Consider the following 25263-nt stretch of genomic DNA (forward strand, 5'->3'; position numbering starts at 1 on the left):
ACTCTCCTACTTGTTAAAAATTTCATCCTGATAATTTTAAAATTATTAGGATGGATGTTTTTAAGGTTGTTAAACTCTTTTTAGATTGCAATCATTCTTTTAAAGTATTTTAAAAACTCAGCTAAGATTAACAATAAATCATTTTAAATTATTTTAATACGATTAAAAAGAAGTGAAGAGGATTGAAGATTAAAAATTAACTTTTTAAAATCCTTGCAAGTTTAAGCAAATTCGAAATCAAAAATTCTTTTTTTACGAGTTTAGGATTGGTTTTAAGTTCGTATTCGCTTTTAAGTAAAAGAGTGAAAATTTCTTTATATTGTTCGATTTTTAAACTAAAGGCTTGAGAGCTTAAATTTTGTCCCACTTGAGGGGGTGGAGTGTAGCCTAAAAGCTCTTTAAAATCAATTTTGCCATTGACTTTAACATAAAGTGCGATTTTAAATAAACGATAAAAAGAATTATATAAAGAGTTGATTAAAGCAATTTCATTAAAATTATCTAAAATTTTTTCAAGTTCGCTTTTAAAGTCTTGTTTTTTTAAAATTTTATCAAAAAAGCTTTCAAAACTTCCTGTATTTAAACTATAGCAGTATTGTTCTATGGTTTTTTCATCTACTCTTAAACCGCTAAATTTATTAAGTTCGCTTGCAGCAAGATACAAGTTTTCATCAAAACTTGTAAAAAGAGTAAATAAAGCATTTTGAGTGATTTCAACCCTTAGTTGTTTTGCTTTTATGCTTAAAAGCTCCACGCCTTCTTTAGCTCCGTTAGCTTTAAAAAATCTTACAAAATGAGGAGAGAAAATTTTTTCTATGTCACTTTGCTTTGAACTTTCATCATAAAATTCTAAAAGAAAGAAATTGTCCGCATTGTTTTTGCAAAGTTCGACTAAAATTTTAAGATCTTTTATTGGAATTTTTTTAGAAGTTTTGATTTCTAGTAATTTTTTTTCGCTAAAAAGCGATCCTGCGCTTAAAAAATCACTCGCACGAGTGAAGTTGTATTCTTCAAAAAAAAGCTTTAGAGTTTCATCGGGTTTATATTTTTCTTTTATAAATTCAGCATAAAGTTCGCTTTGAAAATTATCTGCTCCATAAAGAAAGAAAAAATTAGGTATTGAATCTTTAGAAAGCAGGGTTTGAAGCTCTTTTCTATACATTTTCTTCCTTTATAAGTCTTTGGGTGATTTTAGCATAAATTTTTGCCATAACTATATCCGCTTCCATGATTTGCACTTCAACACTTTCTAGTAAATTTACACGCGTATCATAAAGGATTATATCCGCTCCTTTGATTTCATCATCTAGTTTAGCTATGCAAACTCCATCATTTTGCACAACCAAAGCTTTAAATTTTTTGCCTATATTTTTAGCTGCCCATCTAGCAAATTTTCTATCCATAAAATTAAAAGCAACCTTATCCGCCTCTCTTTCAAGTGTACTAAGACTCTCGCAAGTGCTTTCTATGTTTAAAAGCAGATAATTAAAAAGTTTTTCATCGTTTTTTTGTTTGGCTTTTAAAAGTCTGTGTAAAATAAGATCAGAATACCTTCTTATAGGGCTTGTAAAATGTGAGTATTTATCAAAACCTAAGCCAAAATGTCCCGCATTTACGCTAGAGTATTCCGCTTTTTTTTGTGCTTTGATGATGAGTTTATCTACTTCTGCTCTTAAATTTAATTCATCAGCTAAAGCTTGTATGTCGCGTATGAGTTCAGGAAGATTGGATTTAAAATTTACATCGATTCCGAGTTCGCGTAATTCATTTAAAAGTTTATCGATTTTTCTTGCATCAGCACTTAAGTGATTTCTAAAAATACCTATATCTATGAGTTTTGCTGCGGCTTTATTGGCTAAAAGCATACAATCTTCGATCAAATTATGCGAAGGCGTGTCTTTTTCAAAAACTGTGCTTTTTAGACTTAAGTTTTCATCTAAATTCATTCTTAATTCTTCGGTGCGAAATTCAAAGGCATTTTTAAGACGCATTTTGCGTAAATTTTTTGTGATTTCAAAAAGCTCATAAAGCCATGAAAGTTCTTTTAAATCAGGTTTTTGTACCAAAATTTCATCAACTTCATCGTAATTAAAACGGCGTTTTGAGTTGATAATACCTTCAAAAAGTTCTTCTTTGATGACTTTATTTTCATGATCGAGCGTGATTTTAAAACAATACGCTAAGCGATCTAAATGAGGTTTTAAAGAACAGATATTTTCACTTAAAGGACGAGGTAACATAGGTATAGCAATATGTGGAAAATAAATAGAAAACCCACGATTTCTTGCTTCTTTATCTATAGCACTATAAGCATAAACATATTCGCTAACATCAGCAATAGCTACATAAATTTCTCGTTTTTGAGTGTCAAAATAAATCGCATCATCAAAATCTTTTGCATGTATAGGATCTATGGTGCAAAAAGGCAAGGCTCTTAAATCCATGCGATTTTCATACATACTCGCATCAACACTATCGCCGTTTGCTAGGGCTTCTTTGATACAAGCGTCGCTAAATTCGTTATTTTTATTAAAAAGAGCTAAGGAGATTTTTTCATCTACGCTTTCATCATCAATATGTCCTAAAACTTCTATGATATTGTTATTTTCATTTTCTATTTTTAAAATTGTCCCTAAAGGTAGTGCTTTTAAGGATTTTTGAGAAGCTTTTAAGGCAGTGCTTAATCCTGTTTTGATATTCATTCCAAGTACGGCTTGGCCATACCTTTTGGTGATCACTAAAGAGGTTTCATTGGCTCTTTTTAGAACTAAAATCACCTTTGCACTGGGGCGTTTTTTCTTTAAAGGTAGAAGTTTTACTGCAACTATATCTTTATAGTTTGCACCTTTTAGGTTTTTGTTTTCTATCAAAAGATCTTTTTTGAAACTTTCATCAAAGCATTGTAAAAAACCTGTGCCTTTGCTTGAAATATCAAGTACTCCAAAGGTAAAACCATTGTTAAGATAGTATTTGTTTTTGTGTTCTTTGATGATGTGATTGGCTAAAAGCTCTCTTAAAATTTGTTTAAATTCATTGCTTGCTTCGTGAGAGCTAATACCATAACTAAGACTGTTTAAAAATTCTTTCACTTTTGATACTTTATGATTTTTTGTAAAATTCTTACATAAAGTTTATAAAAAAAATATGAAATTTATACTTTAATTGCTATAATAATACCTTTAATTTTTGAATTTTTAAGGAGTGAATATGGCTATTACAGTATATTATGATAAAGATTGTGATTTAAATTTAATCAAATCAAAAAAAGTAGCAATTATAGGCTTTGGCTCTCAAGGACACGCTCATGCGATGAATTTAAGAGATAATGGCGTAAATGTAATTATCGGACTTCGTGAAGGTAGTGCAAGTGCTGTTAAAGCAAAAAATGCTGGTTTTGAAGTAATGAGTGTAAGTGAAGCTTCTAAGGCAGCAGATGTGGTTATGATTTTAGCTCCTGATGAAATTCAAGCAGATATTTTTAATGTCGAAATAAAACCAAATTTAAGTGAAGGCAAGGCTATAGCTTTTGCGCACGGTTTTAATATCCACTATGGTCAAATTGTTGCTCCAAAAGGTATAGATGTTATCATGATAGCACCTAAAGCACCAGGACATACAGTAAGAAATGAATTTACTTTAGGAGGTGGAACTCCTTGCTTGATAGCCATCCATCAAGATGAAAGTAAAAATGCTAAAAATTTAGCCTTAAGTTATGCAAGTGCGATTGGGGGCGGACGCACAGGTATTATAGAAACAACCTTTAAAGCTGAAACAGAAACAGATCTTTTTGGTGAACAAGCCGTGCTTTGTGGTGGGCTTAGTGCTTTGATTCAAGCAGGTTTTGAGACTTTAGTTGAAGCAGGTTATGAACCTGAAATGGCTTATTTTGAGTGTTTGCATGAAATGAAACTCATTGTGGATTTGATTTATCAAGGTGGTATTGCAGATATGCGTTATTCTATCTCAAATACTGCAGAATACGGCGATTACATCACAGGGCCAAAGATTATCACTGAAGAGACTAAAAAAGCAATGAAAGGTGTTTTAAAAGATATACAAAATGGTGTTTTTGCAAAAGATTTTATCTTAGAACGCCGTGCAGGTTTTGCTAGAATGCATGCAGAACGCAAAAATATGAATGATTCTTTGATAGAAAAAACAGGGCGTAATTTGCGCGCTATGATGCCTTGGATCAGTGCTAAAAAATTAGTAGATAAAGATAAGAACTAAACATTGTCAAAGAAAAAATTAGTTCAAATTCAGCGTTATTTAATCATAGCTATACTTTTTTTACTTTGTATAGCTTTAGCTTTGGGAATTTTAGTAAAATATCAAAATTCCCAAGATGTTTCTTCTGCTAAGCCGGATTATTTTGTTGATAAACAAGAAGATTTAATTTCATCAAACAAAGATCATTACGAAATTGGTATTTTTCAAGAGAGTGAGTTTGATAATAATAAATCTGTAAGTATTTTAGAGCAAAAAATTCAAGAAATTGATGATTTAAATACAAGTTTAAATGAGCAAAATTTAAGCAGTGTGGAGCAGAATTTAAGTTTAGAACAAAATCAGAGTTTAGAGCAAAATTTTATTCCAAAAGATATAAATTTAACCCAAGATCAAAATTTAACTTTTGATGAAGATATTCATTTAAATAAAATTTCTAAAAAACCAAAACTTGCTATTATTATCGATGATATGGCAAATGCAAGTCAGGTTAGAGGTTTAAAAGCTTTAAATTTAAAGTTAAATCCTTCTTTTTTTCCGCCAGATAAAAACCATAGCGAAACGCCAAAACTTGCTTTAAAATTTGATTTTTATATGGTGCATTTACCTTTAGCAGCGATTAATTACAATAAACCCGAGCTTGATACTTTAAATCCAAATGATAGCAAAGAAAGAATTTTTAAAAAAATCAAGCAAATTAAAAAAGATTTTAAGGATTTAAGATATATCAATAATCACACAGGAAGTTTATTTACAAGCAATGAAGAAGCTATGAGAAAGCTTTACGAGGCTTTAAAAAATCAAAATATATTTTTTGTAGATTCTAAAACTATAGGAAATTCTAAGGCAAATAAAATCGCTAAAGAACTCAGTATGCCTTATATACAAAGAGATGTGTTTTTGGATAATGAAGATGATGTTAATTATGTTAAAAAACAACTTCAAAGCGCAGTAAAACTTGCACAAAAAAAAGGTTTTGTTATAGCCATAGGACATCCTAGGAAAAATACTTTTAAAGCCTTAGAGCAAAGTAAGGATTTGTTAAAAGGCGTTGATCTTGTGTATTTGAGTGAAATTTATGGCAAGTGAAATTTTGCCTGATGAATTTTTAGAACTTTTTAAGGATTTAAAAAAGCCTCCTAAAAAATTACACTACAAAGGAAATTTATCTTTATTAAAACAAGACAAAATCGCTATTATAGGTTCAAGGCGTATGAGTGTTTATACGAAAAATTGTGTTTTTTCTTTAGCGAGTATGCTTAAAAATGCTCATCTTTGTGTGGTAAGTGGCGGTGCTTTGGGTGTGGATATCACCGCAAGTGTGGCGGCTATGCCAAATACTATAGGTATTTTTGCTAATGGTTTAGATCAAATTTATCCAAGAACTAATGAAAAAATCATTAAACAAATTTATGAAAACGCTTTAGCTTTAAGCGAATACGAAAATGATTATTTGCCAAAAAATTATGACTTTTTACTAAGAAACCGTTTGGTTATTGCTTTAAGTAAAGCTGTTGTGGTTGCACAAGCAGATATAAAAAGTGGTTCTATGCAAAGTGCAAGGCTTGCTTTAGAGCTTAATAAACCTTTATATGTTTTACCGCAAAGACTAGGAGAAAGCACAGGGACTAATTTGCTTTTAAAGGAAAATAAAGCAAAGTTAATCTGTGATTTTAAAGAATTTGTAAGTGAGTTTGCAAGTATAGATACAAATCAAGATGAGTTTTTAGAGTTTTGTAAAAAAGGTGTGAGTGTTGATGAGGCTTTAAAAATTTATGGACAAAAAGTTTATGAATACGAACTTGAGGGAAAAATTTCCATAGAAGGGCTTTTTATAAGGGTTTTAGTATGAGAGCTTTGGCTTTAGATGTAGGTTTAAAACGCATAGGTGTAGCACTTTGCGTAGATAAAAAGATCGCTTTGCCTTTAGACGCAGTTTTAAGAAAAAATCGCAATCAAGCCGCTAATGAAATCAAAAATTTACTTAAAATACATGAAATTTCTTTACTCATTGTAGGTATTCCTAAGGGTGGGTCAAGTGAAGAAGAAATGACAAGACGCATTAAGCATTTTGTTTCTTTGCTTGAATTTGATAAAGAAATTTGCTTTGTAGATGAAAGTGGAACAAGTAAAGAAGCTTTAGGATACGGTGTAGCCAATACACGCAAAAAAGATGGTAAATTAGACTCTTTATCTGCTTTTATCATGATAAAGGATTATTTTGCTCTCTAGAATAGAAAAACTTTATACCAAAGATGAAATGCAAAATATTTTATCTTCTTTTACTCAAGAAAAAAATGTTTGTGTATTTGCAAATACTTTAAAAATTAGCATTGAAGAATTAGAAAAAGAATTTTTAAAACAAAATTTAAAATTTAAAAAGATTAATGCTTATTGTTATTTGTTTGACGCTAAAGATAAAGCCATCTTAAGTTCTATGAAAGTTTTTAATGAGGGGTACTTTTATATACAAAATTATTCTTCTTATTTGTGTGCTTTAAATTTAGAGGTCAAAGCAGGGCAAAGTGTTCTTGATATGTGTGCAGCTCCGGGTGGCAAAAGTATCAATCTTGCAAATTTTATGCAAAATACAGGTTATTTAGCTTGCAATGAGATGAGTAGGGATAGATTTTTTATTTTGCAAAAAAATCTTAAAAATTACGGCGTGATTGCTAAAGTTTTTATGAAAGATGGTAAAAATATAGGCAATTTATGTCCTTTAAAATTTGATAAAATTTTACTTGATGCACCTTGTTCAACTTTTGCTAAAATAGGTTTTGATTTGGAAAAAAGTTATAAAGAAATCAAAAATATTGCAAAAACTCAAAAAAAACTTCTACATTCTGCTTTAAAGGCATTAAAAATAGGCGGAGAGCTTGTATATAGTACTTGCACCTTTACCAAAGAAGAAAATGAAGAAGTGATAGAGAATGCTTTAAAAAGCGAGTTTAAATTAGAGCTTTTAGATATTGATTTGGAAAATGTTGAGGCTAAAGCAGGGCAAAGTGAAGAATTTGCTGAAATTTCAAAATGCAGACGGATTTTACCAAGCTTAGACTATGATGGATTTTTTATAGCTAAGCTTAGGAAATTATGTTAATTGATAAAATTATTCACATTTAAATACAAATTCATAAAAAAACTTAAAAAACAATAAATAATTTTTTCTTTATTTTAAAGCTTAAAGTTCTATTTTTAAGTACTTTGAAAAGAAAATCACAGCGTGAAAAGGCTGTGAATAAAGTTGAAATTTTTTTAACCTTAAAAAGATGAAATTAGTCTGATTGTATTTTTTGCAGTTTTGGAACTATTACAGCTTGACAATATCCTTGATTGGGATTATTTATAAAATAATGTTGATGATAGTTTTCAGCTTTGTAGTAAGTTTGCAATCTTGAAATTTTAGTAACTATTTTTTTGCTAAATATTTTTTGCTGTTCTTCGATGAAATTTTGAGCTAAAATTTTATCTTCTTCATTTTCGTAAAAGATTATTGAGCGATATTGTATACCAATATCTCCACCTTGTTTATCTATACTTGTTGGATCATGAATTTTAAAAAAGAGTGTTAAGATTTCAAGAAGAGAGATTTGTTTTTCATCGTAATTTATTTTGACAACTTCTATGTTACCATCACCATTACACACGCTTTCATAGCTAGGATTTGGATTTCCTCCGCTATATCCAACTTCAGTATCGATTACACCTTTTAGGCGTTCAAATACGGCTTCAACACACCAAAAACAACCACCACCTAAAACGATATTTTTCATTGCGAGTTTTCCTTGAGTTTAGCCCTTTGAAGGGCTAGGATTATTTGTAGTTTTTGATTGCTTTTTCTAAAATTTCAATTGCAGCTTTTTCATCTTTAAAATCTTGTACTTTAACCCATTTGTTTGGCTCTAAAATTTTATAAGTTTCAAAGAAATTTTTGATTTTATTTAAAGTTGCTTGTGGTAAATCTGTGTAAGTTTTTATATTGTCATATCTTGCATCTATTTTTGAATTTGGAACTGCAAGAAGTTTTTCATCCATTCCGCTTTCATCTTCCATGATTAAAACACCAATTAAGCGGCAAGGAATCACGGCTCCAGCTTGGATAGGATATTCATTAAGCACTAAAATATCCACAGGATCACCATCATCAGCCAAAGTATTGGCAATAAAACCATAGTTTGCTGGGTAAAACATCGCACTAGCCATAACGCGATCTACCATGATAGCACCACTATCTTTATCGATTTCGTATTTGATGCTTGAGCCGTATGGAATTTCGATTACGGCATTGATTTTATTTGGAATATCTCCGATTTTGATTTTGCTTAAATCCATTTTTTCTCCTTATATACTTTGAATTTTTTTAATCAGTTCTTTCATGTCTGCAACGATAGGTTCGATAGTGCGTTCCCCATCGATAATAAAATGAAGTTTTTTCTTTTGATAAAAATCTAAAATTTCATTTAAAGGTTCTGTATAAACTTTCATTCTATTATAAAACACTTCTTCATTGTCATCTGCACCACGATTTCTGCCTAAAACTCTTTCTTTGGCAACTTCTTCGCTTACTCTTACTTCTATAACACCTTTAAGACAAATTTCATTTTGCTCACTTAAAACCTTGTCAAATTCCATCATTTGTTCTACGCTTCTTGGATAGCCATCGATGATAATAGTTTTAGTTGGAGCAGCTTTTAGTGCGCAAACTATAGTATTTACAACAACATCTAAAGGAACAAGATTGCCTTTGGATATAAAACTATCTATAGTTTTTCCAAGCTCACTCCCACTTGCTACTTCAGCTCTTAAAAGATCTCCTGTTGAATAGTGTGTGATATTTGTCGCATCTGCTTGTGCGATTAAACTAGCATCGGTAGTTTTTCCACTACCCGGTGCACCTATGATTAAAAACAATTCTTTCATTTTATATTCTCCCTTAATTTGATTCCCAATTCTCTCATTGCTTCATTGCTAGCAGGCGATGGTGCATCTGTCATTAAGCATTGCGCTCTTTGGGTTTTTGGAAAGGCTATAACCTCTCTTATACTGTTTGCTCCTGTAACTAGCATGATGAGTCTATCAAGTCCTATAGCGATACCTCCATGTGGTGGAGCACCAAAACTTAAAGCATCAAGCAAGAAACCAAATTTTTCTTTTTGTTGTTCTTCATCGATATTTAAAAGTTTAAATACTTTTTGTTGAATATCGTTTTTATGGATTCTTATACTACCTCCACCTAGCTCAACGCCATTTAACACTACATCATAAGCAATAGATGAAATTTCTTCTAAATCAGTCTCATCGATATTTTTTGGCATGGTAAAAGGATGGTGCATCGCAGAATAACTTCCATCATCATTTTGCTCAAACATAGGAAAATCAACAACCCATAAGAATTCTAAGGCATTTGGATCTATAAGATTTAACTCGTTGGCTAAGAAAATTCTAAATCTTCCCATATAATCAAGCACTGTTTTTTTAGCTCCTGCACCGAAAAATACCACATCTCCTACTTCAAGTTCACAGCGTTTGCTTAGCTCATTTAAATCTTCTTCGCTAAAGAATTTACAAAGTGGACCTTTAAGCCCATCTTCTTTAACTTGTATAAAAGCTAAGCCTTGAGCACCAAATTTACGCACAAATTCTTCAAATCTTTGCATTTGTCTTTTTGAAAAAATAGTATCGCCTTTTGGAACGCGTATGGCTTTGATGCGATTTTTCTTTGTATCTTTGGCAATATTTGCAAAAATTTCATTATTTGACTTAGCAAAAATATCAATCACATCAATAAATTTAAGATCAAATCTTAAATCTGGCTTATCAGAGCCATAATTTTCCATAGCGTCTTTGTATTGCATTTGTCTAAAAGGGGTTTGAATTTCTTTGCCGCAAGCTTTGAAAATATCTTTTAAAAAAGTTTCAGCTACATTGATTACATCTTTTTGTTCGCAAAAACTCATTTCAACATCAATTTGTGTGAATTCAGGTTGGCGATCAGCTCTTAAATCTTCATCTCTAAAACATTTTGCGATTTGAAAATAACGATCAAAACCGCTACACATTAAAAGTTGTTTGAAAAGCTGAGGGCTTTGTGGAAGAGCATAAAATTCACCCTGATGCACACGAGAAGGCACGAGATAATCTCTTGCACCTTCGGGAGTAGCTTTGGTAAGAATAGGGGTTTCAACTTCTAAAAATCCCATATTTGCCAAAGAATTTCTAGCTGCTATACAAGCTTTAGAACGCAAGGCAAAATTTTCATAAAGTTTAGGATTTCTTAAATCTAAAAAGCGATATTTTAAGCGTAATTCTTCATTTACACTTTCATCAGCGATAGCAAAAGGAGGTACGGCACTTTCATTTTCTATGGTAAGTTTAGAAACAACTACTTCGATTTCTCCTGTTTTTAATTTAGGATTTACAAGTCCTTCGCCACGCGGACGAATAGCACCTTCTGCAATAAGTACAAATTCATTTCTTGCATTGGAAGCGATTTCATGAGCTTCTTTGCTATCATTTGGATCGCAAACAAGTTGGATAATACCACTTCTATCTCTTAAATCTATAAAAATAACTCCACCATGATCGCGGTAGCTATTTACCCAACCGCAAAGTTTAACGCTTTGACCAACATGGGAAATTCCCAAGTCTGTATTATAATGACTTCGCAAATTTATTCCTTGAAAAAGATTTTTTAAGATAATGAGCAAAATTATAGTATTTTTATTCTTTTGCTTTGCTAAGATTTGATATAATTTTTTATGCAAAATAAAATAGATCATAAAAATATTAAAACAATCGGACTTGTTACACGACCCAATGTGAGTTTAGATAAGGAAATTTTAAAACTTCAATCGATTTTATCTATATATAAAGTTGAGCTTGTATTGTTTAAAGAAAGTTCTGAAATTTTAGATTTGCCAAAGTATGGATTGGATGATTTGTTTAAAATATCTGATTTTGTTATTTCTTTAGGTGGAGATGGAACTTTGATTTCTTTATGTCGTAAAGCTTGTGAATATGATAAAGCAGTTTTAGGAATTCATGCTGGACATTTAGGTTTTTTAACAGATTTTAAAGTTGATGAAGCTGAAAATTTTTTTCAAGCTTTTTTTCAAGGAGAATTTAGAATAGAAAAGCCTTATTTGTTAAGTGTTTTTTTAGAAGATAAGCAAGGAAAAATTTTAGAAAAATTAGCTTTTAACGATGTGGTCATCAGTAAAAACAATCAAGCTTCTATGGCTCATATAGAAGTTTTTAGAAAAGAAAAGAAATTTAATGAATATTTTGGAGATGGGCTTATTGTTGCAACTCCTGCGGGTTCAACAGCTTATAATTTAAGTGCAAATGGGCCCATAGTTTATACTTTAGCTCAAGCTTTTATCTTAACTCCTGTTTGTTCTCATTCTTTAACACAACGCCCTATTGTTTTGCCAAAAGGTTTTGAAATAGAGATTATGGCAAAGGATTGCATACTTTGTATTGATGGGCAAGAAAATTATAAAATGAATGATTTTAAAAGTATAAAAGTGGGTTTAAGTGATAAAAATGTGGCTTTAATTCACCCAAAAAATAGGGATTATTTTCAAATTTTAAAAGAAAAATTACACTGGGGAAATTGATGATAAATAGAATTTTTATGAAAGAAAATCTTGGTTTTAAAAAGGCTGAGCTTGAAATTTCTAAAGGGCTTACCGTTTTTACAGGCCTAAGTGGAGCTGGAAAATCAGTTTTGTTTAAAGGAATTTTATCCGCATTTTCTTTGAGTGAAAGTGAGGCTAAAATTGTCGAAATAGAACTAGATGATAAGTTAGATTTAGAAAGTTTTGGCATAGAAAGCGAAGAGGAGAATGTTTTTAAGCTTTTAAAAGAAAAAAACACAAAATATTTTATTAACAATCAAAGCATAGCGAAAAAAAGTTTGCAAAATTTAAGTAAAACTTTTATTAAGTATTTAAGCGCAAAGGAAAATAACGAATTTGGAAATGAAAAATTTTTAAATCTCTTAGATGCCTTAGAAATGCAAGAAAATACAAATTTTATTTCCTTTTTAGAAGATTTTAAAAAAGATTTTAATGCTTATAGTCAAATTTCTAATGAGCTTAATGCAATTTTAGAAGAAGAAAAAAAAGTAGAAGAATTAAAAGAATTAGCTAGAGTGCAAATTGAAAAAATTTCAAGCATTAATCCTAAAATAGGTGAGTATGAAGAGCTTTTAATACTTAAAAAAAAGCTTTCTAAAAAAGATAAATTAGAAGAAGCTTGGAGTAAGGCAGAGCGTATTTTTGAGCTTGAAAAAGTTGTTATTGAAGCTTTAAATTTAAGCGAAGTTGATGCAAGTTTTTTTAGTGAATGTTTAAATGAATTACGCGTGATTTGTGAAAATCAAAAAATGGAAGATTTGGATTTTGATGTGGAGACGCTTTTAGATCGCATTGAAAATTTATCCTATCTCATCAAGCGTTATGAAAGCATAGAAAATGCTTTAGAAGTTTTAAAGCAAAAGAAACATGAACTAGAACATTATGAAAATTTAAGTTTTGAAAAAAAAGAACTTGAAAAAAAATTTCAAGAATTAAAACAAAAATTAGAAGAAAAAGCACAAATTTTAACTCAAACAAGAAAGAAAAACCTTAAAAAATTAGAAAAATGTTTAAATAATTATCTTAAAGATCTTTATATGAAAGACGCAAGTTTGACACTTAAAGAAAATGAAAAAATTTCAATTTTAGGCAAAGATGAGATGATGCTAGATATTAATTTAGCTCATTTAAAAAATTTAAGTTCGGGTGAATTAAATCGCTTAAGACTTGCTTTTATAGCCACAGAATGTAAAATTTTAAATGCAGGCAAAGGGATATTATTTTTAGATGAAATCGATGCAAATTTAAGCGGAAAAGAGGCTATGAGTATAGCCAAGGTTTTAGAGGAGCTTTCTAAGTTTTATCAAATTTTTGCTATTTCTCATTTGCCTCAACTTTCCTCTAAGGCGCATAATCATTTTTTAGTTGAAAAAAATGGCGAAGAAAGCAAGGTAAAAAAGCTTGATCAAGAAGAAAGAATTAAAGAGCTTGCTAGGATGGTAAGTGGAGAGCTTGTTAGTGATGAAGCAATCGAATTTGCTAAGACCTTGTTTAAGGATTAAGCGGATTTTTTATTTTACTATGTTAGAATATATAACTATAAAATTTCCTTTCTTTGAAACAAATATATTAAAAATTTTAGATATAAAGGTATTTTACACACTATGAATAAGAAAATTTTAATTATTGATGACAATAAAATGCTCGGCAAACTTTTAGCTAAAAAAATTCAAATGACTTTAGATTATGAGGTAGATATTGCTTTTGGTTTTGCTGAAGCTAAGGAGTTAATGAACAATAATTATTTTTTAGCTTTTGTGGATTTATGTTTACCGGATGCCCCAAATGGTGAAGTTGTGGATTATGTTATAGAAAAGAAAATTCCTGCTATTGTTCTTACGGCTAGTGGTGATAAGGCTACTAAAGAAAAATTTATGGATAAAGATATATTAGATTATATTTTTAAAGAAAGTGAAACTTGCGTTGATGAGATTATTAGTTCTATTATAAAACTTAATCAATATGCAAAAACTAAAGTGATTTTAGCTATGAGTAAGCTACCTGAACGTAATGAAATTAAAAAAATACTTACTCAAAGACAATTTAATGTTTTAGCTGCAGCTCATGGTGAAGAAGCAATGAGTTATTTAAATGATAATAATGATGTTAAGCTTATTATAGCAGATGTCAATATGCCAGTAATTAGTGGTTTTGAGCTTTTAACTCAAGTAAGAGAGCGTTTTAGTGATGATGAATTAGGTGTGATTCTTTTGGGGGATTATAATGATTCATTTGAAGCGAATTCTTTTAAAAATGGAGTTAATGAGTATTTGCTCAAGCCTTTAAGCAAAGAAAGCTTTAATTGCCGCTTAGATCGTTGTTTATCTTATATGGATGATAAAAAATTTTTAAGCACTTATAATGTTTTAGATCCTGTATCTGGGGTTAAAAATTATAATGCTTTAATCGATGGAATAGATGATTATTTTAATGAAATAGCAACAAAAGACGAGGAATTTGCTTTTGCTTTCTTAGATATAGATAATCTTCAAATGATTAACGATGAATACGGTCGTGAAGTTGGTGATGAAGTAATTAAAATCTGCGCCAATGAAATAGTTAATGAAACTAAAGGAAGAGATCTTGTAGGTAGATATAGTGCAGAAAAAATTTGTATTTTACTTAAAAATATATCCCAAGAAAGAGCGATTAAAATCTTTTCTCGTATACGAGTAAATATAAAAAAGGCCGGTGTTTTAGTTAATTTAGATGAAGTCTTTTTTACAGCTTCTATAGGCGTGGTTTTTGGAAAAAGTGGAGATAAGATTGATTCTTTGGTTGATAAAGCAAGTAAAATATTGTCTCAAGCAAAAGATAATGGCAAGGATAGAGTTGAAGTATGTTCTTAAATCTTGATTTTCAAGATGGTTTAAGGATTGTTGATACGCATTGCCATCTAGACAGTGAAGCATTTAAAGATGATTTAGATGAAACTTTAAATCGTGCTTTTAAAAATGGTATAGAGAAAATCATCATACCTGGTGCTGATATAAAAGACTTGCCTTATGCAGCTACAATTGCTCATAAATATAAAAATATTTTTTTTGCAGCAGGGGTGCATCCTTATGAAATTGATAATTATGATGAGAAAATTTTAAGGCAGTATTTATGCGATGAAAAGTGTGTAGCTGTAGGTGAATGTGGGCTTGATTATTTTCGTTTTAAAAGTGATCTTGCTGAAGAAATTCAAAAAGAAAAAGAAAATCAAAAAAAGATTTTTATCGCACAGCTCGAACTTGCTATTGAATTTAAAAAACCTGTTATCATCCATTCAAGAGAAGCAAATCATGATACTTATGAGATTTTACATGGGTATTCTAAGGATCTTGTAGGAGGAGTTTTACACTGCTTTAATGCAAGCGAACATTTGCTAACTCTTTTTGAAGAGGGATTTTATTTTGGTATTGGAGGAGTTTTAACTTTTAAAAATGCTAAGAAATTAGTTGAAATTTTACCTAAAATTCCAAAAGATAGACTACTACTTGAAACTGATGCTCCATATCTTACTCCAGAGCCTTATCGCGGTAAAAGAAATGAACCTTTGTTAACTCAATTTGTAGCAAACAAAATGTGTGAAGTATTGAAATTATCAAGAAAAGAGCTTTTAGAAATTTGTTTTAATAATTCTGAAAAATTATTTTTTAAAGGTTATTAATGAAAAAAATTTTATTGTGTTTTTTAATATGTTTTAATTTTCTTTTTGCACAAATTAATACTCCTGAATTTTACGAAAGACAAATGAATGTTTTAAGAAATTTGGATATTAACCCAAGTTTTATCAGTGATTTGATTTTTGTGCAAACTCAACAAGATATAAAATCAAAACATGCTCAAACTTTAATAGATAGTATGCAGAATTTTTCAAAAGTTACTCCTATGATAAGAAAAATTTTAGCCCAGCAGGAAGTTCCTGATGAGATTTTGTATCTAGCTATGGTTGAATCAGGCTTGAAAACTCATAGTGTTTCTAATGCCAAGGCTGTAGGGGTTTGGCAATTTATGCAACCAACAGCTAGAAATTTGGGTTTAAGAATCGATGCTTATGTTGATGAAAGGCGTGATCCGGTCAAGTCAACTTATGCCGCTACAAATTATTTAAAAGAGTTAAAAGAAGAATTTGGTAAATGGTATTTAGCGCTTTTAGCTTATAATTGTGGAAATGGTAAACTAAGACAAGCTATCAAGCAAGCAGGAAGTGATGATTTAAGTGTTTTATTGAACCCTGATAAGAAATATCTTTCTTTAGAAACCAGAAATTTTATAAGAAAGATTTTAACGCTTGCTTTTTTAGCCAATGATAGGGATTTTTTACTAGATAAGGATGCGTCTTTAATGAATTATGCTTTAAGCAACGAATTTGCAAAAGTTGATGTGCCTTCTTCTGCATCTTTAAAAGAAATAGCTAAGAATTTAAATATGGATCTTGCAACTTTTAAGAAATATAATCCACAATTTAAACATAATTTTACGCCTCCTGGTAAAGGGTATTATATGTATATACCACTTAATAAAGTAGCATTTTTTGATAAAAATTTTAAAGCAGAAAAACTTGCGAAGGTTGATACAACTATACCTATGACAAGAACTTATATTGTTAAGTCTGGTGACTCTTTATATAAAATAGCAAAAAATTATAATATAAGTGTTGATGAAATTCGAGAATTCAATAAAATAGCAAAAAATCATCTTAGCATTAATCAAAAATTAATTATACCAATCAAGGAGAATAAAAATGCAAATAAAAACAATTACACTAAAGTTGTCAGCCGTTAGTCTGGGGGCTTTATTTTTTAGTGGTTGTTTAGGCACTAGCTTTTTTTCTAGCTTGGATAATGCTCAAGTGTATTATCCTTCAAATGATTTTAAAAGCAGTCCTAGTTCTTCAGGGACTAAAGGAACGATGAAGCCTTATACTATCAACGGTAAAACTTATTATCCTACTGTTGTAGCAGTAGGCGAAACTGCTGATGGTATTGCGAGTTGGTATGGGCCAGGCTTTCACGGCAAGAAAACCTCTAATGGTGAAATCTATAATCAAAATGCTTTAACCGCGGCTCATAAAACTTTACCTATGAATACTATCTTAAAAGTAACTAATCTAAATAACAATCGTCAAGTTACCGTTCGTGTAAATGATAGAGGTCCTTTTGTGAATAATCGTATTATAGATTTATCAAAAGGAGCTGCTAGCCAAATTGATATGATTGCTTCAGGAACAGCTCCAGTAAGGCTTGAGGTTATAGGATTTGGATCAAGTAATTCGGGTAATAATATTGTACATTCTAATGTAAACTATGGAAATAGTGGAGAGATTGCAAATAATGGACAAATTTATGAAGGTGGAAATTTCATGGTTCAAATTGGAGCCTTTAAAAACCCAGCTGGAGCACAAACGATAGCAGCAAGATATAAAACTTATAGAACTTATAGCTCTACTATACGCACAAGCTCAGTGGATGGATTAAATCGCGTTTTCTTAACAGGCTTTAGAAGTGAAGATGAAGCAAGGGATTTTGCTGCAAGTGGTGCATTTGCAGGTGCATTTGTTGTAAGAGAGTAGAAATTATGACAGAATTGATTTTTTTGGATGTAGATGGCTGTTTAACTGATGGAAAAATTATTTATACTTCTAATGGAGAATTTATTAAAGAATTTGATGTAAAAGATGGAGCGGCTATCGAGGCTTGGCTAAAGCTTGGTAAAAAAATTGCTATTATTACAGGTAGAAATTGTCCTTGTGTTGAAAAAAGAGCTAAAGATTTAAAAATAGAAATTTTATATCAAGGCATCAAGGATAAGTTAGCTTGTGCAAAAGAAATTTTACAAAAACTTAATTTAGATTTTTCTCAGTGTGCGGCTATTGGGGATTATTTTAATGATAAGGCTTTGCTTGAAAGTGTAGGACTTAGTTTTAAGCCAAAAGATGGTCATAAAGATTTAAATGTAGATATAGTGCTTAGCAAAAAAGGTGGCAAGGCTGCTGTAGCACAGATGATAGAAATTTTAGTAGAAAAAAATCATCTAGAAGAAGAATGGAATAAGCTTTGGCTATAAAAATTTTTGGAATCTTAATTGCTCTTTTTACAATTACTTTTACAATTTTAAGTTTGCAAGATCCGTATTCTTTAAATTTGCAAACTAATGCTTTAAATTTTAAAAATATTGAGGCTAAAAATTTGAAAGCTTATGAGAGTAATACTAGTACAATTAAGGCATATTATAAGGCAAATTCTTGGGTGAGATATGCAGATAGAGATGAATTTAATGATTTTATTACTTTAAATTTAGATTTTAATCTTAGTGCGAATCGTTTAGAGTTTTTCAATAAAGATATGAGCAAGGTTTTGTTTGAAGGAAATGTCACTTATATAGGTGCTAATAATGTCAAAATTATTTCTCAAGAGGTAGAATACCAAACTAAGGATAAAATTTTACACACAAATACTAATTTTAAAGCTCTAATTAATGGAAGTATTATTAATGGAAATGCTTTAAACTATGATATAAAAAACAAAATTTTAAATATCCAAGGAGTAAATGCGTGGTTGCAAGACAAATAATTTTATTGTTAGCTTGTGTAAGTGTAACTTGGGCAACTCAAATTGAAGTAAAAGCTTTAAATTTTTACTCAGATGAAAATAAGGGTGAAAGTATTCTTAGTGGAAATGTAGAAGTAATTAGGGGTGATGATATTTTAAATTCTGAAAAATTGATTATTTATACGGATAAAAATCGCAAACCTATTCGTTATGAAGCAATGCAAAATGCTAGGTTTAAGATTGTTTTAAAGGGTAAAACTTATAAAGGTAGTGGAGATAAATTTATTTATAATGTTATTAAAGATACTTACGAGATTAATGGTCATGCTTATATAAATGAGCTTGGAAGTAATCAAAAACTTTTTGGTGATAAAATAATAGTCGATAGAAAAGCTAATATTTATCGAGTGGAGAGTAAGGATCAAAAACCTGCTCGTTTTGTGTTTGATCTTAAAGACAAATGATAATTAGTGCTAAATTTATCACTTCTTTAGTAAAATTTGATGAGAAATTGAGCTCAAATTTTAGTGAAGTAGCATTTTTGGGGCGTTCCAATGTCGGAAAAAGTTCTTTAATCAATTCTTTGTGTAAACAAAAAAATTTAGCCAAAAGTTCGGCAACTCCTGGAAAAACTCAGCTTATAAATTTTTTCGAAGTAACTTGCAAAAGAAATGAAGAAAAATTTAATATCAATTTTATCGATTTGCCAGGGTTTGGTTATGCAAAGGTTTCTAAAAATTTAAAAGCAATATGGAATCAAAACTTAGATGAATTTTTAAAATTAAGAACCTCGATAAAGTTATTTATACATTTAATCGACTCAAGACATACTCATTTAGAGATCGATGCAAATTTAAACGACTATTTGAAAAGATTTTTACGACCTGATCAAAAAATTTTAAAAGTTTTTACCAAATGCGATAAATTAAATCAAAGTGAAAAAGCTAAGTTAAAAAATGAATTTAAAGACTCTATTTTAGTTTCAAATTTGAATAAATTTGGTCTTGATTCTTTAGAAGATATTATCATCAATCAAACTTTAGGTCTTGATAAATGAGAAGAAATTTAAGTGCTTATAAAGCAAATTTTAATGGAGCTTATGTCCTTTTAGGATTTTTTTTTCTAATCTATCAGATTCTTGGTTCGACTTTTGTATATACTCCGTTACTTTATGGGATTTTTTTCTGTTATATGTTTTGCTTACTAGAAGAGAGAGAAAGAACTTTTTTAAAGCTTGATTTTAGATGGTATTTTTCTTTATTTTTTTTATTTTTTACTGATATAACTTATAATTTTTTTATTTTTTCATCTTGGTTGGCATTTTTTATTTTTTATTATCTTTGTGCAGATTGGATTAAGACAAATTTAAAAATTGGTAAATTTATCCCTGTTGTTTTTGTGCTTTGTGCTTACGCCATTATTTTGTTTTTGGATGTGATATTGTCTTATATTGGAGATGAAAAAATTAAAATTTTAGGATGGGCGTATATTGTTTCAGTTTTTATAGAATGTTGCTTAGCTTATGTGTTTTTTAAAGGTAAAATTTAAATGAGAATGCGTTTAGTTGTTGGATTTATACTATTGTTTTTTATATTTTTATTAAGTCGTGTGTATTATTTGAGTATAAAATCAAATGTATATTATGAAGAGCTTGCTAAACAAAATGCCATAAAAACTGAATTTTTACCACCCGTTAGGGGTCAAATTACAGATAGAAATGGAACTTTATTAGCTATTAATGATTTGGGTTTTAGTATCTCTATTAAACCTTATTTAAGTATTAAAAAGTCAAATAAGGGAATTTTAGATAAAGAATTATCTGAACTTACAAATTTATTTCCCGATTTAAATGCTAGTAAATTAGCAGAAATTTATAAGAGAAATGATTCTTACTATAATCAAGATTTTATTAAAGTTGTAGATTTTATACCCTACGATGAGATTATTCCGCATTATTCAGAGTTAAATCTTAATAAAACAATAAAAATAGATCCTGTTGTAAAAAGAAAATATCCTTTTGGAAAATTGGCTTCGCATATTATTGGGTATGTAGGTAAGGCAAATTTGCAAGATGTTCAAGAAAATGAAATAGCAAAACTTTCTAACTATACGGGAAAAAGCGGTATAGAACGCTATTATAATGATATTTTACAAGGAGAAAAAGGAACCAGGGTTTATAAGGTTAATGCCTTAAATCAAGAAGTAGAACAGCTTTCTTACACTCCTGCTAAGTCTAATGATATAGAACTTACGATAGATATAGAGCTTCAGTCTTATTTAACTTCATTGTTTGAAGGGAATGCTGGAGCTGCTATAATTATGAATGTAAATGATGGATCTATTTTGGCTGCAGGGAGTTTCCCTGAATATGATCTTAATCCTTTTGTAACAGGGATTTCTTTTAAGGATTGGGATGAGCTTTCAAATAGTCTTGATCATCCTTTTACAAATAAACTTATAAATGGATATTATCCTCCAGGCTCTGTTGTAAAAATGGGAGTAGGGCTTTCTTTTTTAAATTCTAAAAATATTAGCCCGTCGACTCAATATGTTTGCAATGGAAGCATTGAGCTTGGAGGCAGGTTTTTTAGATGTTGGAATCGATCAGGCCATGGACCTGTGGATTTAAAACATGCGATAAAATATAGTTGTGATGTTTATTTTTATAATGGCAGTTTGCAAGTTGGAATCGATCAAATAAGTGAAACTTTATCTCGCATTGGCTTTGGAGCGAAAACAGGGGTAGATTTACCTAGTGAATTTTTAGGAACTTTACCAAGTAAAGAATGGAAGATGCAAAGATATAGACAATCTTGGTTTCAAGGTGATACTTTAAATACAGCTATAGGTCAAGGTAGTTTTCTTGCAACACCTATGCAAATTGCTAGATATACAGCTCAAATCGCAAAAGGTGGAGAGGTTATACCTCATTTTTTAAAAAGCATAGAAAATAATAATACAACTATAGAAAATCAAATGGATGAAAATAAAAAAGAAATTTTTACTTTATTTGAAAAGAGTCAATTACCTTATATAAGAGATGCAATGTATGCTGTTGCCAATGAGCAAGGAGGAACCTCTTATCGTTATTTGCATAATCTTGATGTGAAAGTTGCAGCAAAAACAGGAACTGCTCAGGTTGTGGGATTTTCACAGACAGATAAAAATAGGGTTGATGAAAAACAATTTGAGTATTATACTAGATCTCATGCGTGGCTTACTTCTTATGCTCCTTATTCTAAGCCAAAATATGTAGTTACCGTTCTTTTGGAGCATGGTGGGAGAAATATTACTTCAGGGGCAACTGTAGCTAAAATTTATCAAAAAATGATTGAACTTGGATATTTTAAATAATTTCTAGTTGTAAATTAAGTTTTTCAAAAAAAACTTTTTTAGCAATTGGTTTAAAAACCTTGTATTAAACAAATTATAAGTTTAATACAAGGAAAATTTATCTATATTAACAAAAGTATCTTAAAAGATGGCTTTTGTTCTTTTTTCAAGCCAAACTAGAGCTTTTGGATAATCACCTAGCTTAGGAGAAAGTTTTTCAAATACTTCTTTGTGATAATCGTTTAACCATTTTTTTTCTTTTTCATCTAACATTTTTGTATCAATACAAGATATTTCAAAAGGACAAAGAGTAACAGGTTTAAAGTATAAAAACTCTCCAAAATCTTTATTTTTAGGATTTTCTACTTTGGTATGAATAACTAAATTTTCAAGTCTTATACCCCATTTACCTACTTTATAAATACCTGGTTCTATGGAGGTTAGCATACCTTCTTTGGCTTTTGTTTTTTCAAGTACAGGGGATAGATAAGATAAAACTTGTGGACCTTCATGGACATTTAAAAAATATCCCACGCCATGTCCTGTGCCGTGTATATAGTCAATTTGTTCTTTCCATAAAGGTACGCGTGTGATTGCATCAAGTAAGGGCATAGCTATATCTTTTGGAAAAATTGCACTAGAAATGGCAATATGTGCTTTTAAAACCAAGGTATAGTCATGAATTTGTTCTGCATTAGCCTTTCCTATTGGTACAACGCGTGTAATATCTGTTGTACCGTTTTTATATTGTCCACCAGAATCAATAAGTAAAAGCCCATCTTTTTTAAGATAAGCAAAACTCTCTTTTGTGGCTTTATAATGTGGATATGCTGCGTTTTCGTTAAAGCCTGCTATAGTGGCAAAACTATCACTTATGTAGTACTTGCTTTGTGCTCTAAATTCGCTTGCTTTAGCATCTATGTCCAATTCGCTTATTAATTCTTTATTTTCTATCGCTTCTTCAAGCCAGGCAAAAAATTTACATAAAGCCACTCCATCTTCTATCATAGCATCTTGTATATGCGCTATTTCTTTTGTATTTTTAGCTGCTTTTAAGTGAGTGCTTGGATTAATTTCTTGAATGATTTTTACGCTTTTATCTAAAGAATTTATGAGTAAAGCGGTCATTTTTGAAGGTTCAATAAGCAAATTTGTATTTGTAAGTTTTTCAAGCTCCATGATGATTTCATCATAATTTTTAAGCCAAAACCCATCTAAATTTAATTTTTTTTTAAGTTCTGAATTTACTTTTTTCTGATCAACAAAAAGCAAAGCTTTGTCTTCCAAGATTAGCAAATGACTTAAAAATACAGGATTATAATTTACATCATTCCCTCTTAAATTTGTAAGCCAAGCTATATCATCAAGGCTGGAGATTAAATGAGAAGTAGCATTTAAATTTTTCATTTTTTGACGCACTAATGCTAATTTTTCTTTTCTTGAGTAAGAGCAGTATTCTAGTTCGTGTTCATAAATTTTTTCTTGTGGTAAAGTGGGACGATCTTTCCAAAGTGGACTTATTAAATCTATATGTTTTAAATTTGCCTTGCAATTAATCTTTAAATCTTTTTGCAAAGATAAAGGTAAAAGTGCAAAATCGATGCCTAAAATTTGATCTTCGCTTAAATTTTTTTCCAACCATTTGGTAAAAGTATTTTTAGCATCTTGCTTTTGTAAAAGTATGCCACTACCTTCTAATTCCTTTTGTGCTTGAAGCCAATATCTTCCATCTACCCACAAAAAGCCCTCTTCTTGTGTGATAAGAACTGTTCCAACAGAACCCTTAAAGCCACTGATAAAGATTCTGTTTTTGTAATATTCTGGTAAATATTCGCTCAAATGCGGATCTGCGCTTAAGATGAGATAGGCGTCAATATTATTTTCTTTCATTAATCTTCTAAGTTCTAATACTCTTTGTTTGTAAATACTCATATTTTCTCCTTAATATTAATTTTTTAGTATTTTATTGATAGGTTTTTTGAGTATAAGTAAAATTATAACAGCACCAAGTAATATCCACATACATTGGTAAAATAAATTTGGCAAATAAGCTATATTTTCTTTACTTGCTTTACCACCTATGAATCCAGCTAAAGCATTGCCTAATGCACTTGCTACAAACCAAAGTCCCATGACTTGAGATTTAATTAAATTAGGTGCAATTTTTGTCATTATAGAAAGTCCCACAGGAGAAAGGCAAAGCTCTCCTAAAACCATAAGCAAAAAGCTACTGACAAGCCACCAAGGTGAAACTAAAATAATTTGTGATGAATTTTCTAAATTTTCTCTTAATGTATTAGCATCACCATTTAAACTAATCGCATGATTTGAAGCTAAAGCCATTATTAAAAATGCCAAAGCCGCACCCAAAAGTCCTAATGCAAATTTAATAATAGATGAAATTTCTTTATTATTTTTGGCACATATAGTCCATATAAAAGCACTAAAAGGTGCAAAAAGTATAACAAATAAACCTCCAAGAGATTGAAACCATATTGTAGGAATTTCATAATTTAATATGGTTTTATCCGTTAATTTTTCTGCAAAAAAATTAAAAGAAGTGTATTGTTGCTCATATACTGACCAAAATAACGCAGCCGCTAAAAATAAAATAATAAAAATAATTAAATTTCTTTTTTCTTCTATTTTTAAAGAAGTAAAAGCGAAAAGATATAAAAAATAAATTCCAGCACAAGCTAAGATAGTTAAAATAATATTTTTATTAATAACTTGTGCATCTAATTTTATAAAACCATCAAGGATTAAAAATATTGCTCCAAGTAAAACAATACCTGATACAATGATGATGTAAAATGCATTTTTGCTTTTTTTGCTTGGTCTATCCCAAGTAGAGTCTATGCCAACTTTTTCATCAAATTCTTTTAAATCAGGCATAGTTTTTAGGTAGAAAATAATTACCGCTAAAAGCATACCAATCCCACCTGCACCAAAACCAAAATGCCATCCGTATTCTTTTTGTAAAAAGCCGCAAATTAAAGGAGCTACAAAAGCACCAAAATTAAAGCACATATAAAAAAGAGTAAAACCAGAGTCACGCCTTGCATCATTTTTTTTATAAAGCATTCCAACCATTACAGAAGCACAAGTTTTAAAAAGTCCTGTACCTATAACCAAAAAAACCATACCAACAAAAATCATTTTATTGTTAAAATAAGAAAAGGCTATGCATAAATGTCCAAATGCTATAGTTAAAGCACCTAATAAAATTGCTCTTTTTTGTCCTAAATAATTATCCGCAAGCCATCCACCTGGCAAAGCAGCAAGATATAAACAACTTGCAAAAATTCCCATAATTGCACTTGCTTCTTCGGGTTTTAAGTTCATTCCACTTTTTTCAAAACTTGCTATCATAAAAAGGTAAAGCAAGGGACGAATTCCGTAAAAAGAAAATCTTTCCCAAAGCTCAGTAAGTGAAAGAGATAAAAGTGGTTTTGGATGTCCAAAAAATGAAGTATCTAAATTTTTTACATTTTTACTCAATTTATATCCTTTGTGTATTTTTA

General features: G+C 30.2%; 25 protein-coding genes. 17 read left to right on the forward strand and 8 right to left on the reverse strand.

Going from position 1 to position 25263, the window contains the following annotated elements; translation table 11 throughout:
• Window positions 1-196: 196 nt before the first annotated feature.
• Together AJ939_RS01315 and AJ939_RS01320 are read right to left on the reverse strand one after the other, a co-directional pair.
• Complete coding sequence (locus AJ939_RS01315; protein WP_070276227.1) at window positions 197-1162, reverse strand: DNA polymerase III subunit delta; 966 nt, start codon at window positions 1160-1162, stop codon at window positions 197-199.
• Complete coding sequence (locus AJ939_RS01320; RefSeq protein ID WP_070276225.1) at window positions 1155-3089, reverse strand: RNB domain-containing ribonuclease; 1935 nt, start codon at window positions 3087-3089, stop codon at window positions 1155-1157. Before AJ939_RS01320 ends, AJ939_RS01315 begins: the two co-directional genes overlap by 8 nt.
• Window positions 3090-3207: 118 nt before the next feature.
• On the opposite strand from AJ939_RS01320, the gene ilvC reads away from it, so the two are divergent.
• From ilvC to AJ939_RS01345, 5 genes are read left to right on the forward strand one after another with little or no spacing between them, the layout of a single operon-like run.
• Window positions 3208-4230 carry a ketol-acid reductoisomerase gene (gene ilvC, locus AJ939_RS01325; RefSeq protein ID WP_044780557.1) on the forward strand — a complete coding sequence of 341 codons (1023 nt, stop codon included), beginning with the start codon at window positions 3208-3210 and terminating at the stop codon, window positions 4228-4230.
• Window positions 4231-4233: 3 nt separating this feature from the next.
• Entirely contained in the window at window positions 4234-5316 is a 1083-nt protein-coding gene (locus AJ939_RS01330; protein WP_070276223.1) for a divergent polysaccharide deacetylase family protein, read from the forward strand.
• The gene (locus AJ939_RS01335; protein ID WP_070276221.1) at window positions 5306-6079 is read left to right on the forward strand and encodes a DNA-processing protein DprA; all 774 of its coding nucleotides are present in this window, start codon (window positions 5306-5308) and stop codon (window positions 6077-6079) included. Before AJ939_RS01330 ends, AJ939_RS01335 begins: the two co-directional genes overlap by 11 nt.
• Window positions 6076-6459, forward strand: a complete 384-nt coding sequence (ruvX, locus tag AJ939_RS01340; protein ID WP_002856861.1) for a Holliday junction resolvase RuvX — start codon at window positions 6076-6078, stop codon at window positions 6457-6459. The genes AJ939_RS01335 and ruvX overlap by 4 nt, the downstream gene beginning before the upstream one ends.
• A gap of 28 nt (window positions 6460-6487) precedes the next feature.
• Window positions 6488-7327 (forward strand): RsmB/NOP family class I SAM-dependent RNA methyltransferase, encoded by an 840-nt coding sequence (locus tag AJ939_RS01345; RefSeq protein WP_079860505.1) that lies wholly within the window; start codon window positions 6488-6490, stop codon window positions 7325-7327.
• A 175-nt stretch (window positions 7328-7502) separates the two neighbouring features.
• On the opposite strand, the gene msrA is transcribed toward AJ939_RS01345, so the two are convergent.
• Genes msrA through aspS form a run of 4 tightly spaced genes read right to left on the reverse strand, consistent with a single transcriptional unit; the run spans window position 7503 to window position 10895 of the window.
• The gene (gene msrA / locus AJ939_RS01350) at window positions 7503-8000 is read right to left on the reverse strand and encodes a peptide-methionine (S)-S-oxide reductase MsrA (RefSeq protein ID WP_002876697.1); all 498 of its coding nucleotides are present in this window, start codon (window positions 7998-8000) and stop codon (window positions 7503-7505) included.
• 40 nt (window positions 8001-8040) lie between these two features.
• On the reverse strand, window positions 8041-8559 hold the full coding sequence (gene ppa, locus AJ939_RS01355) for an inorganic diphosphatase (protein ID WP_002855031.1): 519 nt from the start codon (window positions 8557-8559) through the stop codon (window positions 8041-8043).
• A 9-nt stretch (window positions 8560-8568) separates the two neighbouring features.
• Window positions 8569-9147, reverse strand: coding sequence for an adenylate kinase (locus AJ939_RS01360; RefSeq protein WP_002855137.1), 579 nt, complete (start codon window positions 9145-9147; stop codon window positions 8569-8571).
• Window positions 9144-10895 carry an aspartate--tRNA ligase gene (aspS, locus tag AJ939_RS01365; RefSeq protein WP_002854803.1) on the reverse strand — a complete coding sequence of 584 codons (1752 nt, stop codon included), beginning with the start codon at window positions 10893-10895 and terminating at the stop codon, window positions 9144-9146. Before aspS ends, AJ939_RS01360 begins: the two co-directional genes overlap by 4 nt.
• Window positions 10896-10985: 90 nt before the next feature.
• Between aspS and AJ939_RS01370 the strand changes: the two genes are divergently transcribed.
• The 12 genes from AJ939_RS01370 to mrdA all read left to right on the forward strand — a co-directional run bounded on the left by AJ939_RS01370 (window position 10986) and on the right by mrdA (window position 21760).
• The gene (locus AJ939_RS01370; protein WP_002855276.1) at window positions 10986-11846 is read left to right on the forward strand and encodes an NAD(+) kinase; all 861 of its coding nucleotides are present in this window, start codon (window positions 10986-10988) and stop codon (window positions 11844-11846) included.
• Window positions 11846-13369 (forward strand): AAA family ATPase, encoded by a 1524-nt coding sequence (locus AJ939_RS01375; RefSeq protein ID WP_002856955.1) that lies wholly within the window; start codon window positions 11846-11848, stop codon window positions 13367-13369. Before AJ939_RS01370 ends, AJ939_RS01375 begins: the two co-directional genes overlap by 1 nt.
• Window positions 13370-13471: 102 nt before the next feature.
• The gene (gene cbrR, locus AJ939_RS01380) at window positions 13472-14716 is read left to right on the forward strand and encodes a bile resistance response regulator CbrR (RefSeq protein ID WP_070276217.1); all 1245 of its coding nucleotides are present in this window, start codon (window positions 13472-13474) and stop codon (window positions 14714-14716) included.
• On the forward strand, window positions 14707-15522 hold the full coding sequence (locus AJ939_RS01385; RefSeq protein WP_002871344.1) for a TatD family hydrolase: 816 nt from the start codon (window positions 14707-14709) through the stop codon (window positions 15520-15522). Before cbrR ends, AJ939_RS01385 begins: the two co-directional genes overlap by 10 nt.
• A complete protein-coding gene (locus AJ939_RS01390; protein ID WP_052858977.1) occupies window positions 15522-16640 on the forward strand; it encodes a lytic transglycosylase domain-containing protein in 1119 nt (372 codons plus the stop codon). The genes AJ939_RS01385 and AJ939_RS01390 overlap by 1 nt, the downstream gene beginning before the upstream one ends.
• Window positions 16600-17427: a septal ring lytic transglycosylase RlpA family protein gene (locus AJ939_RS01395; RefSeq protein WP_070276215.1), complete on the forward strand. Its 828-nt coding sequence runs from the start codon at window positions 16600-16602 to the stop codon at window positions 17425-17427. Before AJ939_RS01390 ends, AJ939_RS01395 begins: the two co-directional genes overlap by 41 nt.
• Window positions 17428-17432: 5 nt before the next feature.
• Window positions 17433-17921, forward strand: coding sequence for an HAD-IIIA family hydrolase (locus tag AJ939_RS01400; protein WP_002866504.1), 489 nt, complete (start codon window positions 17433-17435; stop codon window positions 17919-17921).
• Window positions 17912-18427 (forward strand): hypothetical protein, encoded by a 516-nt coding sequence (locus AJ939_RS01405; protein ID WP_070276213.1) that lies wholly within the window; start codon window positions 17912-17914, stop codon window positions 18425-18427. The genes AJ939_RS01400 and AJ939_RS01405 overlap by 10 nt, the downstream gene beginning before the upstream one ends.
• Entirely contained in the window at window positions 18409-18870 is a 462-nt protein-coding gene (locus AJ939_RS01410) for an LptA/OstA family protein (RefSeq protein WP_002859586.1), read from the forward strand. The genes AJ939_RS01405 and AJ939_RS01410 overlap by 19 nt, the downstream gene beginning before the upstream one ends.
• A complete protein-coding gene (gene yihA / locus AJ939_RS01415) occupies window positions 18867-19463 on the forward strand; it encodes a ribosome biogenesis GTP-binding protein YihA/YsxC (protein WP_070276211.1) in 597 nt (198 codons plus the stop codon). The genes AJ939_RS01410 and yihA overlap by 4 nt, the downstream gene beginning before the upstream one ends.
• The gene (locus tag AJ939_RS01420; RefSeq protein WP_070276210.1) at window positions 19460-19954 is read left to right on the forward strand and encodes a hypothetical protein; all 495 of its coding nucleotides are present in this window, start codon (window positions 19460-19462) and stop codon (window positions 19952-19954) included. Before yihA ends, AJ939_RS01420 begins: the two co-directional genes overlap by 4 nt.
• The gene (gene mrdA, locus AJ939_RS01425) at window positions 19955-21760 is read left to right on the forward strand and encodes a penicillin-binding protein 2 (protein ID WP_070233177.1); all 1806 of its coding nucleotides are present in this window, start codon (window positions 19955-19957) and stop codon (window positions 21758-21760) included.
• 120 nt (window positions 21761-21880) lie between these two features.
• On the opposite strand, the gene AJ939_RS01430 is transcribed toward mrdA, so the two are convergent.
• Together AJ939_RS01430 and AJ939_RS01435 are read right to left on the reverse strand one after the other, a co-directional pair.
• Complete coding sequence (locus tag AJ939_RS01430) at window positions 21881-23671, reverse strand: aminopeptidase P family protein (protein ID WP_070276208.1); 1791 nt, start codon at window positions 23669-23671, stop codon at window positions 21881-21883.
• Between the two features lie 15 nt (window positions 23672-23686).
• Complete coding sequence (locus tag AJ939_RS01435; protein ID WP_070276206.1) at window positions 23687-25240, reverse strand: peptide MFS transporter; 1554 nt, start codon at window positions 25238-25240, stop codon at window positions 23687-23689.
• Window positions 25241-25263: the final 23 nt, after the last annotated feature.

The organism is Campylobacter sp. BCW_6889 (assembly GCF_001762535.1).
GTDB classification, from domain to species: Bacteria; Campylobacterota; Campylobacteria; order Campylobacterales; family Campylobacteraceae; genus Campylobacter_D; species Campylobacter_D jejuni.